General features: G+C 52.5%; 11 protein-coding genes. 1 reads left to right on the top strand and 10 read right to left on the bottom strand.

Annotation, left to right across the window (positions count from 1 at the left end; genetic code table 11):
• Window positions 1-43: 43 nt before the first annotated feature.
• Entirely contained in the window at window positions 44-1,108 is a 1,065-nt protein-coding gene (locus AC6I7T_RS26495; protein ID WP_497790807.1) for a DUF2293 domain-containing protein, read from the bottom strand.
• 112 nt (window positions 1,109-1,220) lie between these two features.
• On the opposite strand from AC6I7T_RS26495, the gene AC6I7T_RS26490 reads away from it, so the two are divergent.
• Window positions 1,221-1,943 carry a transposase gene (locus AC6I7T_RS26490; protein ID WP_497790806.1) on the top strand — a complete coding sequence of 241 codons (723 nt, stop codon included), beginning with the start codon at window positions 1,221-1,223 and terminating at the stop codon, window positions 1,941-1,943.
• Between the two features lie 391 nt (window positions 1,944-2,334).
• Here AC6I7T_RS26490 and AC6I7T_RS26485 read toward each other — a convergent pair whose 3' ends face one another.
• The 9 genes from AC6I7T_RS26485 to AC6I7T_RS26445 form a co-directional block, all read right to left on the bottom strand.
• Window positions 2,335-3,522, bottom strand: coding sequence for a SpoIIE family protein phosphatase (locus AC6I7T_RS26485; RefSeq protein ID WP_497790805.1), 1,188 nt, complete (start codon window positions 3,520-3,522; stop codon window positions 2,335-2,337).
• 2 nt (window positions 3,523-3,524) lie between these two features.
• Window positions 3,525-5,246, bottom strand: coding sequence for a [Fe-Fe] hydrogenase large subunit C-terminal domain-containing protein (locus tag AC6I7T_RS26480; protein ID WP_497790803.1), 1,722 nt, complete (start codon window positions 5,244-5,246; stop codon window positions 3,525-3,527).
• A complete protein-coding gene (locus tag AC6I7T_RS26475; protein WP_497790802.1) occupies window positions 5,233-5,517 on the bottom strand; it encodes a (2Fe-2S) ferredoxin domain-containing protein in 285 nt (94 codons plus the stop codon). Before AC6I7T_RS26475 ends, AC6I7T_RS26480 begins: the two co-directional genes overlap by 14 nt.
• Complete coding sequence (gene hydE, locus AC6I7T_RS26470; RefSeq protein ID WP_497790801.1) at window positions 5,507-6,631, bottom strand: [FeFe] hydrogenase H-cluster radical SAM maturase HydE; 1,125 nt, start codon at window positions 6,629-6,631, stop codon at window positions 5,507-5,509. The genes AC6I7T_RS26475 and hydE overlap by 11 nt, the downstream gene beginning before the upstream one ends.
• Window positions 6,632-6,675: 44 nt before the next feature.
• On the bottom strand, window positions 6,676-7,977 hold the full coding sequence (gene hydF / locus AC6I7T_RS26465; protein WP_497790800.1) for a [FeFe] hydrogenase H-cluster maturation GTPase HydF: 1,302 nt from the start codon (window positions 7,975-7,977) through the stop codon (window positions 6,676-6,678).
• 18 nt (window positions 7,978-7,995) lie between these two features.
• Entirely contained in the window at window positions 7,996-9,399 is a 1,404-nt protein-coding gene (hydG, locus tag AC6I7T_RS26460) for a [FeFe] hydrogenase H-cluster radical SAM maturase HydG (RefSeq protein WP_497790799.1), read from the bottom strand.
• Between the two features lie 49 nt (window positions 9,400-9,448).
• Window positions 9,449-10,177, bottom strand: a complete 729-nt coding sequence (locus tag AC6I7T_RS26455) for a redox-sensing transcriptional repressor Rex (protein ID WP_497790798.1) — start codon at window positions 10,175-10,177, stop codon at window positions 9,449-9,451.
• 194 nt (window positions 10,178-10,371) lie between these two features.
• Complete coding sequence (locus AC6I7T_RS26450; RefSeq protein WP_497790797.1) at window positions 10,372-11,346, bottom strand: MBL fold metallo-hydrolase; 975 nt, start codon at window positions 11,344-11,346, stop codon at window positions 10,372-10,374.
• A gap of 51 nt (window positions 11,347-11,397) precedes the next feature.
• Window positions 11,398-13,800 (bottom strand): tetratricopeptide repeat protein, encoded by a 2,403-nt coding sequence (locus AC6I7T_RS26445; RefSeq protein WP_497790796.1) that lies wholly within the window; start codon window positions 13,798-13,800, stop codon window positions 11,398-11,400.
• Window positions 13,801-14,002: the final 202 nt, after the last annotated feature.

Genomic DNA, 14,002 nt, shown 5'->3' with positions numbered 1-14,002 from the left:
GCTGGTCGAAGAAAGTCATGTCACAGCAACTGCTGCAAAACTTCTATTTTCTCCAGGATGCCAGGATGCTATCGATTCTGTCGGCAATCTGCTGCCGGGCAAGCGCCCGAGGAACACCTCGTTCCAGCAAATTGTCGTAATTTGTATGACGATGACGGATCGAGGCAATTACGGCCGCCGTTAGTGCGTTATCGTCCAGCGATCTTCCGGCCTCGGAGCGCCCTACGCGGCCACTACCTCTTACCGCTGTATGTTCTGCAACAATAGCAACTTCCTCCGCTGGGCAGCTTGGGAATAAGACGCTTATTTTCTCTTTCATTCGCAGGACTAGTTGCCGATCCTGTTTGCGACGCTGCTCGGCTCCCTTCGCCCTTGCAACTGCACGCTGATCGGCATCCGCCAGGCATTCCTTCTCTGCTTTTACGATAGCTTCCACTTCAGCCAGAATGCCTTGTCTCTCGTACCTCTTCCGTGCACGGCTGAAGCGAACAACCACAGGAGCACTCTTACTATATTTGGTTGCTCTCCTTGTAAGAGCTACATTGCCCGCCGGGAGGAATTCGAAATCGCCAAAGCCCGCACAGGCCATGCATAAAGGTTGATCTGCATCCTTAAAGAGGAAATCTCCTTTGGCAAGATCTATTCCGCACTCCGAGCATTGCGCATTTTGCACGAGCTCGAAAACAACAGGCTGGGGCGCTGCGTTTAATTTCTCCTTAAGCTTCTGTTGTCTTGTCTCCGAAAGCTCCGGCGAGAGGTAGTGTATGCGGAATATCTTTTCGATCTGAGGCTCTCCACAATGAGTGAATTGCAGAGGGATGGCTTCGGAGCGTCCCTGGCGCACATATTGCGCTTCACTTGGCTTGAGTCCCTTATCCTGTGCCCAACGATGAAATATCTCTATAGTAGAAGCGATCTTGGCCGGACTGCCTTGAATCATCTGCTCAAGGACGCCGATCTGACCTCTCTTCCAGGAATCCACATGGGTGGGAAGCAACAACCGCATCCCACAAAAGACATCAATCACACTTACAGATTTCTGACGAAGTAACGCAGCCTCTGCCGCCTGAGTAACGCGTATGTTCAAATTCTGAGGTTGCTTGGGCATCTTCCAGATCGCTCTCCAACGCCCATTCTAATTCACAAGCACCCTGTACCGCCGGACTCCAGTCCGGCTGTTGTGTGGGCGTCCCCGCCCACACAACGCTAAAATAGTCGCTATGGCAAAGGTACACCAGTCCATCCCGGAAAAGATAAAAGCCGCAATGCAAGGAGCATCGCAGCCCAGTTTCGGAGAAGTGCGAATTCGAGAACGCGGACGGCTTCCACATTGGGAAAGAGAAGCAGGTCTCTACTTTGTCACCTTTAGGCTCTACGACTCTCTCCCCTCAGAAGCACTGGCAAAGATCGCAGAGCGCCAGCGAATCCTGGAAGAAATGAAAAAATCGGGGATAAAGCTGTCGCCACGGCAGGAGACCTTGGTTGCCGAATATAGTCCAAAGAAAATGGAGGAATATCTCGACAACGGCATTGGCGCTTGTTATCTGCGAGATCCTCAGGTTGCAGAGCTGGTGGCGAAGGCACTGGAATTCAGAGATGGCAAGTGCTATCGGCTGATAGCTTGGTGCATTATGCCAAACCATGTACATGTGATCTTTCGCTTACTACCTGGGCAGGGATTGGCGGAGATCCTGGGAGGCTGGAAATCTTATACATCCAGAATGGCAAATCGTATTCTCGGCCGCACGGGAACTTTCTGGGAAAGAGAATACTATGATCGCCTGATACGAGATGGAGGCGAATTGGATCGCGCTATTCGGTACGTGTTAAGTAATCCTGAGCGGGCCGGATTGATGAATTGGCCTTGGGTTTACTGTGTGGGCGAGGACGCCCACTGTACGAACGGGGAAATAAGTAACAGATCAGACCGGGGATGTGAGTAACATTTTCAATCCAAGGTTGAAGATTAACATCGAGATAAAAGTCAAAGCAAAACAGCCGCAGCAGCTGTGGAAATGGGGAGTTTCGCCAGGTTTAGGCGAGATTCCCAAGGGAGTGTGTGAAGGGAGGGAAAGGGGTTTTCTTTTCCTCCCTTTGCATACTCCCATCATTTCCATAGCTATTTTGTCTCTTCCACTGCAGGTGTTACCCACTTACCCGGTTCGTACCATCTTGTACCGCCGGTCTCCAGGCCGGCGGTCGTGGAGGGTCTCCAGGCCCTCCACCCGGGAAGCCGGATATCAATGCGAAATTTCCTATTCAATCGCTGCATCGCCTGTGTGGGCGAGGACGCCCACACGACAGCCGGCCTGGAGTCCGGCGGTACAATTACACTTACACGTACTGAATAAGTGCCCGCTTCATGTACTTACTCTCTAACAGATGGGCGATGCGCTTTACTATATTCCTACGCAGATCTAGCTCTACTGGAATATTGGGATCCTGGTGAGCTTCGTTAATCCTGGTGCCGACAGCAAATTTTACAATATCGCTGTCTAGCAACATCTTTGCCAGCCTCACAGCCGGATTCGGACGCATATCTTCCGGCGCGAAACCTTCTTCGAGCAGGCGGGCTACCTCACCCAGAGTTAACGTACCCTCGGTTACCAGCTCAAAACCTTCCATCCTGGCAGATGGAGGAATCTTAGGATCGAGAGGCTGACTTACATCGATCTTAATAGGACGATTCAATAACCTGGAGATGATGTTCGCCGTTGTACCGCCACAGACAACCTTACGTCCGGGAGTACGCTCGGCCAGATTTGCGAGATCGCGATCATGTGCAAAATTAAAGGGAGCACCTGTCAGCACTAACAACTGACGCGGACTGCGGAAGTAAACTACGCCGCAGGTGATATCGTCTTTTGCCGTCAGTCCATCCACTTCTTCGGCCTTTGCCACCAGCAGACGTGCAAGTTCACGAGCAGAGACATGAGGATCGCGGGCAATCTGCAATCGGGCAAACTTCTCGACATTCTCTACGCCCCAGCCTAAGGGAGTACGATACTCACCCATTCCGGCCTGCGTTACACCATCGGAAAAGAAAATAATCCGATCCTCGCGCTGCACCTCGAAGTTAGAAAAGCTGATTACTCTATCCTGCCAACGTGCCGGGCGCACGTCGGTCTTTGGAACCGAAAGTTCACCGTTCGGACGAATCAACAGATAGGGAGGATTGCCATGTTCGATGATGCGCGTCGCGCCAGCATTGTCGATATCGACAATGGTAAAGGTCGAATAACTAACCTTGCGAACGCTGCAGATAGGCAGCGTATCCATAATAATTTCGGCAGAGCGTCGAATGTCCATAGCACTGGCGGTAAATTTGAGCGCCATAGTAGCCGTCATCGTGGCAAGGACACTGGCCTTTACACCACTGCCCAGGCCATCGGAGAGAACCGAAACAATGCGTCCTTCATGCTGTACCTTCTCCGAGATAAAGATATCTCCGGATATCAGCTGGCCGTTTTTCGCCCGCTGGCAGGAATCGACTTCAATAAAGCTCTCTACCTGACCAGGCACTGCTACTGCTCCCCTGCTTCATTCTCATCGACTTCTTCCGGAGTGAATGATCTAACGATGGAGTTGAGAATAATCTCCGAATCGGCGGCATTCTCGCCTAGTAGATAGGCAATCTGCTGAACGGTCTTCAGGTTCTTCTGGATGACCTCACGCGCACGGCCGATGATCTGCTCCTTCTGAAACTGCGGCTCTGTGATGTCTTGAAAGATACCGCCCACGACCGAATGCGGCTCAATCGTAAAGATGCTCGTATTCAGGATGCTACGTTGATAGCGAATATCGTGACCTACAATATCTTCGCCGGTCTCAAGCACGCGACGGAAGAGATAGTGAAAAGGAATCGCCTCGCTCAAGGCGCTGCCTTCGAGATTAATCGAGGGCTCCACATCGCCGGTGAAAAGATCCGTGAAGTTGGAGTTGCACTCGATAATATTTAGATCTTCATTCACGATGACCACGGCTGAAGGCATCCGTTGCAAGAGTGCATTGGCCTTCTTCTGCGCCAGTTTACGGGTGTACGTGGCACACATCATGCGTTCGGCATTACCGGAGATCAGAGCATTGGCGAAGTCACGGCAAGAATCGTATCCGCAACCGCCGCAGTTCAGCTCATCGTCGGATGAGTACTTTCCTACCGTGCGCAACGCATCCCGTACCTGCAATTCAGAGTATTGGCTACGAGCAATAGGCGTGGTTACATATTGATTTTCTATCTCAACGGACACGTTGCGAGGAAGAACTTCCGCCGGTTTTGCGTAACTAACAACGTCGTAGCGGCGTCTTGCAACCGAGGTATTCCGCCTGGCCTTTGGTCCGTTCACGCAAGAACCTGCACAAGCTGTCATCTCAAAGAAGATGTTGTGATCCGGCTTCCAGTCGGAGATACCGATCAACGCCTGCTCGATGTTCTGTAATCCCGAGAAGGACATGAATTCCAAACTGCTTAGTCGATTTTTGACCGAGAGTCCCGGTGCCATGCCGCCTTCAATTGGATAGAGAGCACCTTCTTCGGCTCCCTCCGGCTCGAAGTTGTCGGCAGCGGTGGCCTCCAACTGATCGAGATGAATATTCTCTTCCAGCAGCCAGCCATCCAGATCTTCGAAGGTAAGTACCACATCAAGGAGTTCGGGATGCTGCTCAGCTTCCATCTTCTTTGCAATACAGGGACCGATAAAGACGATGCCAATGTCATTGCCGTAGTGCGCACGAAGTATCTTGCAGTGAGTTAACAGTGGAGACAAAATGCTGGAAACATGCGGCTGACACTCGGGATGGTACTTCCCGATCAGATCGACTACAACGGGACAAGCCGAAGAGATCCAAATCTGTTTCGAATCGCTGCGCATCAAGGAATAGACGCTGGCCGAAACCTGCTGCGCTCCCAGCGCCGTCTCCGAAACAGCATAAAAGCCTAGCTTCTTTAGTGCATGAATCAACTGCGCAGGACGCACGCCGGGAAACTGTGCCGCAAAGGACGGTGCCAGCGAGACAACCACCTTACGCCCGCTTTCCAGAAGAGCCTTAGCCGCGGGAAGGTCATCGCGTACCTGCTTTGCGCTGATAGGACAAGCCAGAACGCAGTTCCCGCACATGATACACAGCTCGGGCACGACCTTGGCGTAAGTATCCTGTACGCGGATAGCTTTCACCGGGCACTCGCGAATACATTTATGGCAATCCTGGCATTCGCGTCGTTTGGTGTAGATTGCGTTAAGCCGTTCCATTGTCCCCCCGTGACGGCTTGCTTATCTGCTGCAGCAGTTCACGCAGCCTTGCCGCAGTAACACCATGATGAATCTGGCCGTCGATCATCAGATTCGGCCCCAGTTTGCATTGGTCCTGGCAAAGACTTCCGGTGAGACGCAAGATAGTGTTGGCCCCGTGGTTCTGGGTATATTTCTTCAGGATGGCCAGATTCTCGGAGTTTCCGCGAGCAAAGCAGGAGCTACCGAGACAAACCACAATCTCGACCACATTGTTGTTCTCAGAGGGCATAGCTCACCTCATCTGTCCGCAAGTCTATGAGTTGCGGTGACATATCTGATACGGCGTTCATGGGAAGTTCGAGTGCGCCTCTTGCGCCTTGGCTGTGGCCGACAAAGCGGCCGAGAGAATGGATCTGACCACGCAGACATTGATTACAATCCGCCGGGCTCTCTTCGATACAGGCCTTAGCAGGATAGATCTCGTATAAGCGGCGATACTTCTGCGGAGTCAGATTAGGCATAACCACGTTTGCACCCACCATCAGCGCACGTTTCCGTCCATCGACTTTGTTGATTGTGGCCAGTGCCGTCGTGCTGGGAATATTGGCGTCGGGACAAACGATCCGGGTAAGCGCGACCATCTTATAGACCATCTCTTCACAGCTTGGAGCCTGGTCTGCGTGAGCGATCTCCGGACGTAGAGCGCCCGTTCCTAACGGGGTTGTCGCATGGGCTATATATGGACCGATGCCGATCATATCCAGATCAAGCTTGCGGAAGGTCAGAATATCCTCTACCAAACTTCCATACGACTGGCCAGGAATACCGACCATCACGCCGCCTCCGGCTTCATAGCCAAGACTCTTGAGTAACTGTAGGAGTTCCAGACGACCCACCGCACCGGCATAACGCTGAGGGTGAATCAGGCGAAAGAGCGCAGGATCGGAGGTCTCGAAGCGAAGAAGATAGCGGTCGGCTCCTGCTTCTCTCCACAAGCGCAGCTCTTCCGGCTTGCGTTCGCCAAGACTGAGCGTAACGGCAAGCGGCGTCTCCCGCTTGATCCACCGCACAATTTCTGCGATTCCTTCGGCAGTGAGCACATCGTCTTCTCCGGCCTGCATAACGACCGTTCCATAGCCCAGCTTTACCGCCTCACGTGCACAATTGTGGATCTCTTCAACTGTCATGCGATAGCGGGTAAGGCTGCTATTCCCATGCCTGAGGCCGCAGTACATGCACTGACGTTGGCAATGACTCGAGATCTCAATCAGTCCGCGTAGATGCACAGCATCACCTACACGCTCTTTACGAATGGTGTTGGCCCATTCATATAGTTCCTGCAGACGCGAAGGATCTGTCTCCTTTAGCCATTGCAGTAGATCGAGTTTTGAAAGTACCGACACGTTATCCTGATCGCCTTGCTGGAAGTACCGTGAAATGAGGATGCTTATCCGACAACAGTTGGACGGCTCTGTGCTAGATGAAACAAGCTGCACATGCCCGAAACATCCTGCGGCTCATCGCGCGCCTCTCTGTATGCGGCTAGAGCATCAGGAAATGGCTCAAGCGCACGTTCCAGAATTCCGATGCAGTAAGCAATAACCAATCCATAGTTAGTGATCGGAACACCCTGGCGCTCGCATTCGTGAATGCGGCTCAGCATCGAGCGGCGATTCCACATGCAGGCTCCGCAGTGAATCACGATCTTGTAGGGCGATAGATCTTCAGGGAAATCATGGCCTTGAACGGTCGTGATCTCAAGCGGTCCTCCAACGTGTTGTTCCAACCAGCGCGGAATCTTCACACGTCCGATATCGTCTTCAACAGGATGATGGGTACAGGACTCAGCGATGAGCACCTTATCGCCGGGTTGCAGAGAATCGAGGGCAACTGCCGCCCGGGACTGTGCTACCAAATCGCCCTTCAACCGGGAGAAGAGCACAGAGAAGGCCGTCAGCGGTATCGACTCCGGCGTCACCTGCGCTACGTGAGCAAAGGCCTGCGCGTCGGTAACAACCAGCTTTGGCGGGTTCTTGAGATTGTCGAGAGCATTTTTGAGCCCTCCATCCTTGACGACAACGCAGGAGGCTTCACCATCGAGCAGATCGCGAATCGACTGCACCTGCAACTGCTTGATGCGTCCCTTGGGCGCTTCCTTATCGATGGGCATTACCAGTACTGCTGTTTCATTGGGGCCGACCAGATCACGCAAGATCACTGGAGATTCGGAAGAATCCGGCGTTCCAACCTCCCAGAGCTGAGAGCGAAAGGTATCGAGGCCTTGTCCCGTGGTGGCTACCAATTCCGCATAAGGAAGCTTTTGCTCTTCCAAACGATGCAATTGCTCTTTCGACGGACGATGCAGATCGGCCTTGTTCAAGGCGACGAGCACGGGAATCTCGCGGGCGCGTAGTTCGCCTAGAAGCTTTTCTTCAAACTCGCCCCACACACCGGCTTCGGTCACGAGCACTCCGACATCGGAACGCTGAATCGCCTGACGCGTCTTCTGGATACGTTGCGCTCCGAGAGCTCCAACGTCGTCGACTCCCGCAGTATCGACAAAGAGAACCGGACCGATAGGAAGCAACTCCATCGGCTTCTCGACCGGATCGGTTGTGGTTCCGGCCACCTCCGACACAATCGAGACCTGCTGCCGGGTAATGGCATTCAGCAGACTCGATTTGCCGACATTGCGGCGCCCAAAGAAACCAATATGTAACCGAAGCCCTTTCGAAGTAGCCCGTTGCATTCCAGTTCTCTTCCCTTCCTAAACAAAGACGTCCCGTTGCCCTGCACGAACCTGATCCAGCATCGGCAGCGTGCAGGCAGTCTGCTGCCGGTCCATATGTTCCAACTCAATGGAGATAAGCTTTTCACCTGCAGACTTCGCCTCAGAGCTGCCATAGTCGCAGAGATATTCCAGAAAAGTGGAAAGCGCATTGGGATGGCAGTGATACTTAATCTCTCCCGGCTTGGCCAGATCCATAAAGTCCTGACCAGTGCGTCCCGTCCGATAGCAAGCCGTGCAGAAAGACGGGGTAAAGCCTAGCGAAACGATATCGCGCACGACCTCTTCCAGAGAGCGGTGATCGCCTAATTGGAACTGGCTGCCTTCACGCTCCTGCTCACTATTTTTATAGCCGCCTGGATTGGTGCGGCTTCCCGCCGATATCTGCGAAATTCCAACCTCGAAGGTAGAGCGCCGGATCTCTGCCGTCTCACGGGTCGACATAATCATCCCCGTATAGGGCACAGCCAGACGCATGATAGCGATCATCTTCAGGAAATCGGCATCGCTCACAGCGTGTGGCGGCCGCGAGGCAAGCTCAGAACCGATGGCAGGTTCCATACGCGGGAAGCTGATCGTATGCGGACCGACACCGAAGCGCTGCTCAAGATGACGAATGTGCTGCATCATCGCCAGAATTTCAAAGCGCCAATCGTAGAGTCCGAAGAGAAGGCCGATGCCTACATCGTCGATTCCAGCTTCCATGGCACGATCGAAGGCCGTGGCACGCCAATCGTAATCGCGTTTACGGCCACGCAGATGAACCGCTGCATAAGTGGGACGGTGATAAGTTTCCTGGAAGAGCTGAAAGGTACCTATCCCTGCTTCTTTCAACTGGCGAAAACACTCGGTTGTCTGCGGCGCAAGATTCACATTGACTCTGCGAATCTCACCCGTACCAATCCGCGTATCGTATACAGTCTTGATGCTGTCGAGGATGTATTGAAAGCCCTGCTGCGGCAGAGCCTCTCCGGCAACAATCAAAACGCGCTTGTGTCCCTGGCGGATAAGGATGCGGGTCTCTTCCGCAATCTCTTCTTGCGTCAGGATACGACGATTGACTTCCGTATTCGTTGCGCGGAAGGCACAGTAAGTACACTCATTCGAGCAACGGTTGCTTATATAGAGAGGCGCAAAGAGAACCAGTCGGTTTCCGTAAATCTCTTCTTTGATCTGCTTAGCTGCCGCAAAGAGCTCGGCTAACAGCTCAGGCGATTCGATGAACGACAAGTAAGCGATTTCTTCCGAAGACAGACCACGCAGTTCTTTCGCCTTCTCCAGCAGCTCACGAACCCGGCTTATCTCCGGATGAGAACGGGACGCCAGAATGCCTTCAATTTGTTTCTCGTCGATGAAGTCTGCATGTTCTTGGCTTGCCACCATCTCCTCCTGTCCTACGAATCGCTTCCGATCCGCTCTTCCAACTCATTCCTCACTCTATTACCGCAGCAACAGGAACCTGCTCTTCGACCTGTTGCAATGGAACACGAAAACGCCGGGCCAGCTTCCACGAGAGCGAAGCCAGCGAGGAATACAGATCTTCGTTATGAACAAAGATGAAATCAGGAACCTTCAACCGGACCGGAGCAAAGTTCCAGATAGCCAGGATTCCGGATTTCACCATCTCATCCGCAACCAGCTGCGCCACCTCGGATGGAGCCGTGATAATTCCCAGATGAATGCTCATCCGCTGGGCAAGATCACCCAATTTATCGAGCGGCAACACCGGCTTGTCATGAATCTTCAGGCCTATCTTGTCGGGGTTGGTGTCAAAAGCGGCTACGATTTTCAGCCCGAACTTCGAAAAACGCTCGTGTCCAAGCAGAGCCGTTCCAAGATTCCCAGCCCCAACCAGAAATGCCTCGTTGACGTTGTTCCAACCAAGAAAGGTTTCAATCGCCTGGATCAGCTCCGTGACCGAGTAGCCGGTCTTCGGCTTCCCAATAATGCCCGTGTACTGCAGATCCTTACGAACTTGCACCGGTACACAATTCAAATCCCGACCAATAAGACTGCATGAGACTTGCCTGATCCCCTGGGCCTCAAGCTCAACCAGGTAATGGTGATACTGAGGCAGCCGTCGCAGGCTTGCCTGTGGGATCGACGGAGAAGTCTCCTCCCCATCGGGCAATCCATTCGATAAAGTTATATCGATATCCACGTTCGCGAGTGTACGTGGCGCAGAATTAGGTGCAAAGTGATAGCGGTCACCTAGTGAAGGCTACCGATTAGCATTTTCCAGCATCATCAATTTATTCAGCTGTTTACAGGTATTACTTCAATTGATATCGAAGTCCTGAATTGGGCTTTGGAGGGGTGAAAGCGGCATTCTCCGACAGGGAGATTGAAGGGGTGCTACCAGCGTGCCGAGACTGCCTCTTCGACCGTCAGCCAGCTTTCGCCTTCGGTCAGAGGATGAACCTGTTCCTTGACTCCGGCACGAGTAGCTGCGGCCAGAAGCCGGGGTAAAGGCTCGTTCATCGGTTCACGTCCCAGCCGGAAAGTGTTGTAGTGCATAGGGATCATCACTTGAGAACCTAAATCCAGGAAGCCCCGCAGCGCCTCTTCCGGACTGGTGTGGACGCTTCGATAACTATCCGGGAAATATGCTCCGATGGGCAAAAGAGCTATCTCTGGATTGAGCCGACGGCCAATCTCGGCAAAGCCATTGAAATATGCGGTATCGCCAGAGTGATAGATGACCGGAGCACCCGGACTCTCAAGTACATATCCGCCAAAGCCACGATGAGTATCGCTGAACATTCGCGCACCCCAATGTCGGGCGGGAGTAGCGGTAATCTTGAGCGCCCCAGCGTTCGACTCCGCGGAAGCGTGCCGTGTTGATGCAGACGCGGCAGTAGGAGCGGAGATTTGAACCGACTCCCACCACTTCAGCTCATGAATGCGCGAGAAACCAAGATCGCGGACCAGATCCTGAACCCCATTCGGGACAATGGCAACCGGCGCAGGAAGCTTACGGCGGCGCATGGCTCGTGTGATGGCACGCAAGGAGGGCCGGTTCAGATGGTCCATATGAGCGTGCGTAATCAGGACGGCATCGATAGCCGGAAGATCTCGAAGCCGGACACCGGGCAGACGTTGCCTGCGCAACAATATCAAACGAGTAGCGAAAACAGGATCGATCAATATAGCTCGGCCAGCTGTCTGAATAAGAAACGAGGAGTGCCCAATAAAGGTGAGCGCCGTTTCGCTTGCGCCGACTTCGGGAGGGAGATGCTGTTCCCCAGCCAGGGGTTGAGCATAGCTCTCGCGTACGAGACGCCAGAGCTGCCCAAACTTCGTCATCACAAACGGAAACTTCCGTGCCATAGTTCTTCATGAATAGATGATCCCGATGAGCAGGAAGATACAGAGAAGCTTCTACGATTCGCGCACTCCTGTTTTGCGCTTTGCTTCTACTATCTGAGGATTATCCTGGTCCGCAGCAGGATTTGCCTGGAGGAAATGCCTGTATGCCGCAGAAGCATTTCGGCTATCGTGCAACTTCTCATACGCCTCGCCCAGGTGGAAGTACACCAGCGGATAATTTGGATTGATCTTTAGAACACGTTGATACTCAGCCACCGCATCAGTCAGATTCCCCAGCTCCAGATAAGCATTGGCCAGGCAATCCTCGTATGCATCGATGCCTGACGAAGGCGGAAAATGCTGAAGAGCAGTTTTGAAGAGATGAATTGCTTCCTGCCGATTCCCCTTCTTAAGCTCGATATATCCCCGATAGAAGAACTCTGTCCGATAGTTATGTTGAGAACCGCGTTCGAAATTCGGCAGATTAGCAAAGAGAGTCTTCTCCAGACGATTTGCATTTTCCGGCTGATGCTTCTCCAGCGCAATCACCAGAGAGCTCCAGGCTGCGTTGCGGTTATAGCGAAGTGCCGCAGTTGCAGCCACCTGTGCTTCCTGCTGCTTTCCTATCGTCCAATAGACAGTGGCAAGATCTTCATAACCCAAGGCCTTCGCATCATTGCCCTGCGAGACTTGAATATACCGGCGATACTCACGTGAGGCGTCGCCATACCGTCCTTGCTGATAATAGGTATCGCCCAGATGCGAGATGGAAGGCTCGAACTCGGGATCGAGACTCAGCGCCTTGCCATATTCGGCCAAGGCAGCTTCATATTGTCCCAGTTGCTGATAAGCCATTCCCAGGCTGTCATGAGAATTCGGATTCTGAGGCTCAAGAACGGTGTACTGCCTATAAGTATCGAGAGCTTCAGGAAGCTGCCGCAAAGAACTGAGGATCATCCCCAGAGTGTTGTACAGGTCTCCAGAGTTGGGATGTTTCTGGATTGCGCTTCGTAGTAGATTGGCAGCCTCTTCCAGACGCTCCTGCCCACGAAGCACTCGCCCCATCTGGCAATAGGCCTCTGTTTCATCTGGAGCCTGACGCGTAATCTGCTCATAAAGGCGAACTGCTGAAGAGTAATCGGAACGGGCAATCGCATACCAGGCCTTGATATAGAGCTGATTCAGCTCAGGCAGATGCCCTGAAAGGCGCATAGCTTGCTCCAGATACTGACGCCCCTTCTCATATTGGAAATCTCGCACAGCATAGGAGTAACCGATCCGGGCAAAGGCCATCGCAAAATGAGGATCGAATTCAATCGCCTTCTTAAAATACTGGATGGCCTGAGTATTCTGAAACTGCTCAGCCTTTTCTACGCCAACCGAATAATAGCGATAGGCCTCAACATTACTGGTCATGGAATCAGCCAACGAAACGTTAGTGTCCTCGGCAAAGCCGAGATGCTGAGCAATACCGGTTGCGAGGTAATTGGCTCCGGCTACAATCTGCGACGGATCGTTCAGCGTCACCTCATCGCTTGAAATCAGATGGCCATCCTTGCCATCGTGAGCCTCAAAACGAAGATGAATTTTCTGGCCAACGATAGAAACGTTCCCACAAAGGAAGGCTGTCGCATGAATTGAGCGGGCCGCATTCAGCATCTTGCCGAACCCCGCAGTCCTGGACCATTTGCCATCTTTCAGCAAGGCATGAGTCTTTTCCCGGCTTAACACCTGCCATTTTCCCGTATGAGAAAGATCTGTCAAAATCATGTCAGCAACACCTTCCCTCAACCAATCCAGTTCGGAATGCCCGGTATCGTTCTCAATAGAAAAGACGGCAAGGGTTGGAACACTCGGCACAGAAGAATCGGCAACCTGAGTTTCTCCCGAGCGATGGAATCCGCGCAGGTATCCATAGAACAGAAGACCGCACAGCAGGAAACCAGCGACCAATAGTCCCCAACGCGGTTTTGAGAACAATCGTCTCATCTTGACGAGATTGTCCCTATAGAAGATAGGGTTTCCATTACCAGCGCCCAGGAACCTGTCTCCTTTTATGACAGAGCGAAGAGATGTCTGAAGCTTTTCTCTTTTGCGCTTTGGATTCGGGGTCGCTGCAGAGGAAGGAGGTACTGAAGTCCGGATCACCTTAACATCGGCAATAAATCGGTATCCAACCTTAGGGATGGTCTTGATAAATTGCGGATTTCGAGGATCGTCATTGAGTTCTCGCCGGATCTCGGCGATGCACTGCGCCAAAGCATTGTCCGTAACGGCGGTGTCATCCCAAACGGCGGCAATTAAATCATCTTTTGAAATAGGACTGCCCGGATGTTCAAGGAAATAAACCAGCACCTGGAAACTCTGGTAGCGCAAGGACCGTTCTACCCCAGAACGAGTGAGACAACGGTCACTTATATCAAGCTTGCAATCACCGAAAAGATAGCGACTACCCGCCTCCTCTGAAGCAATCATAGGAGCCTCTCCATTATGAAAATTGGTATCTGGAACGGTGCTTTGATTATTTATCACTGCAACTACAATGCTTCAAAAGTAGGAACGTTATCATTCGGCACTCTGCGCGTGCAGGCTCCAGCATTCTGAAAGCAAACGACTTATTTTCTCATCGTAATTTCATGTTTTTTTCATAACGGTTCACGACGTGGAATCGCGATCA

It is taken from the genome of Humiphilus diazotrophicus, from assembly GCF_059726315.1.
The sequence above is the reverse complement of the archived record's forward strand: the minus strand, read 5'-3'. Positions and strand labels throughout refer to the sequence as shown.

Excerpts from the sequence above, each read along its gene's own strand:
- hydG (WP_497790799.1), bottom strand. The coding sequence starts at position 9,399 with ATGGTGGCAAGCCAAGAACATGCAGACTTCATCGACGAGAAACAAATT.
- AC6I7T_RS26475 (WP_497790802.1), bottom strand. The coding sequence starts at position 5,517 with ATGCCCTCTGAGAACAACAATGTGGTCGAGATTGTGGTTTGTCTCGGT.
- AC6I7T_RS26480 (WP_497790803.1), bottom strand. The coding sequence starts at position 5,246 with ATGGAACGGCTTAACGCAATCTACACCAAACGACGCGAATGCCAGGAT.
- AC6I7T_RS26490 (WP_497790806.1), top strand. The coding sequence starts at position 1,221 with ATGGCAAAGGTACACCAGTCCATCCCGGAAAAGATAAAAGCCGCAATG.
- AC6I7T_RS26495 (WP_497790807.1), bottom strand. The coding sequence starts at position 1,108 with ATGCCCAAGCAACCTCAGAATTTGAACATACGCGTTACTCAGGCGGCA.
- AC6I7T_RS26450 (WP_497790797.1), bottom strand. The coding sequence starts at position 11,346 with ATGGCACGGAAGTTTCCGTTTGTGATGACGAAGTTTGGGCAGCTCTGG.
- AC6I7T_RS26445 (WP_497790796.1), bottom strand. The coding sequence starts at position 13,800 with ATGATTGCTTCAGAGGAGGCGGGTAGTCGCTATCTTTTCGGTGATTGC.
- hydF (WP_497790800.1), bottom strand. The coding sequence starts at position 7,977 with ATGCAACGGGCTACTTCGAAAGGGCTTCGGTTACATATTGGTTTCTTT.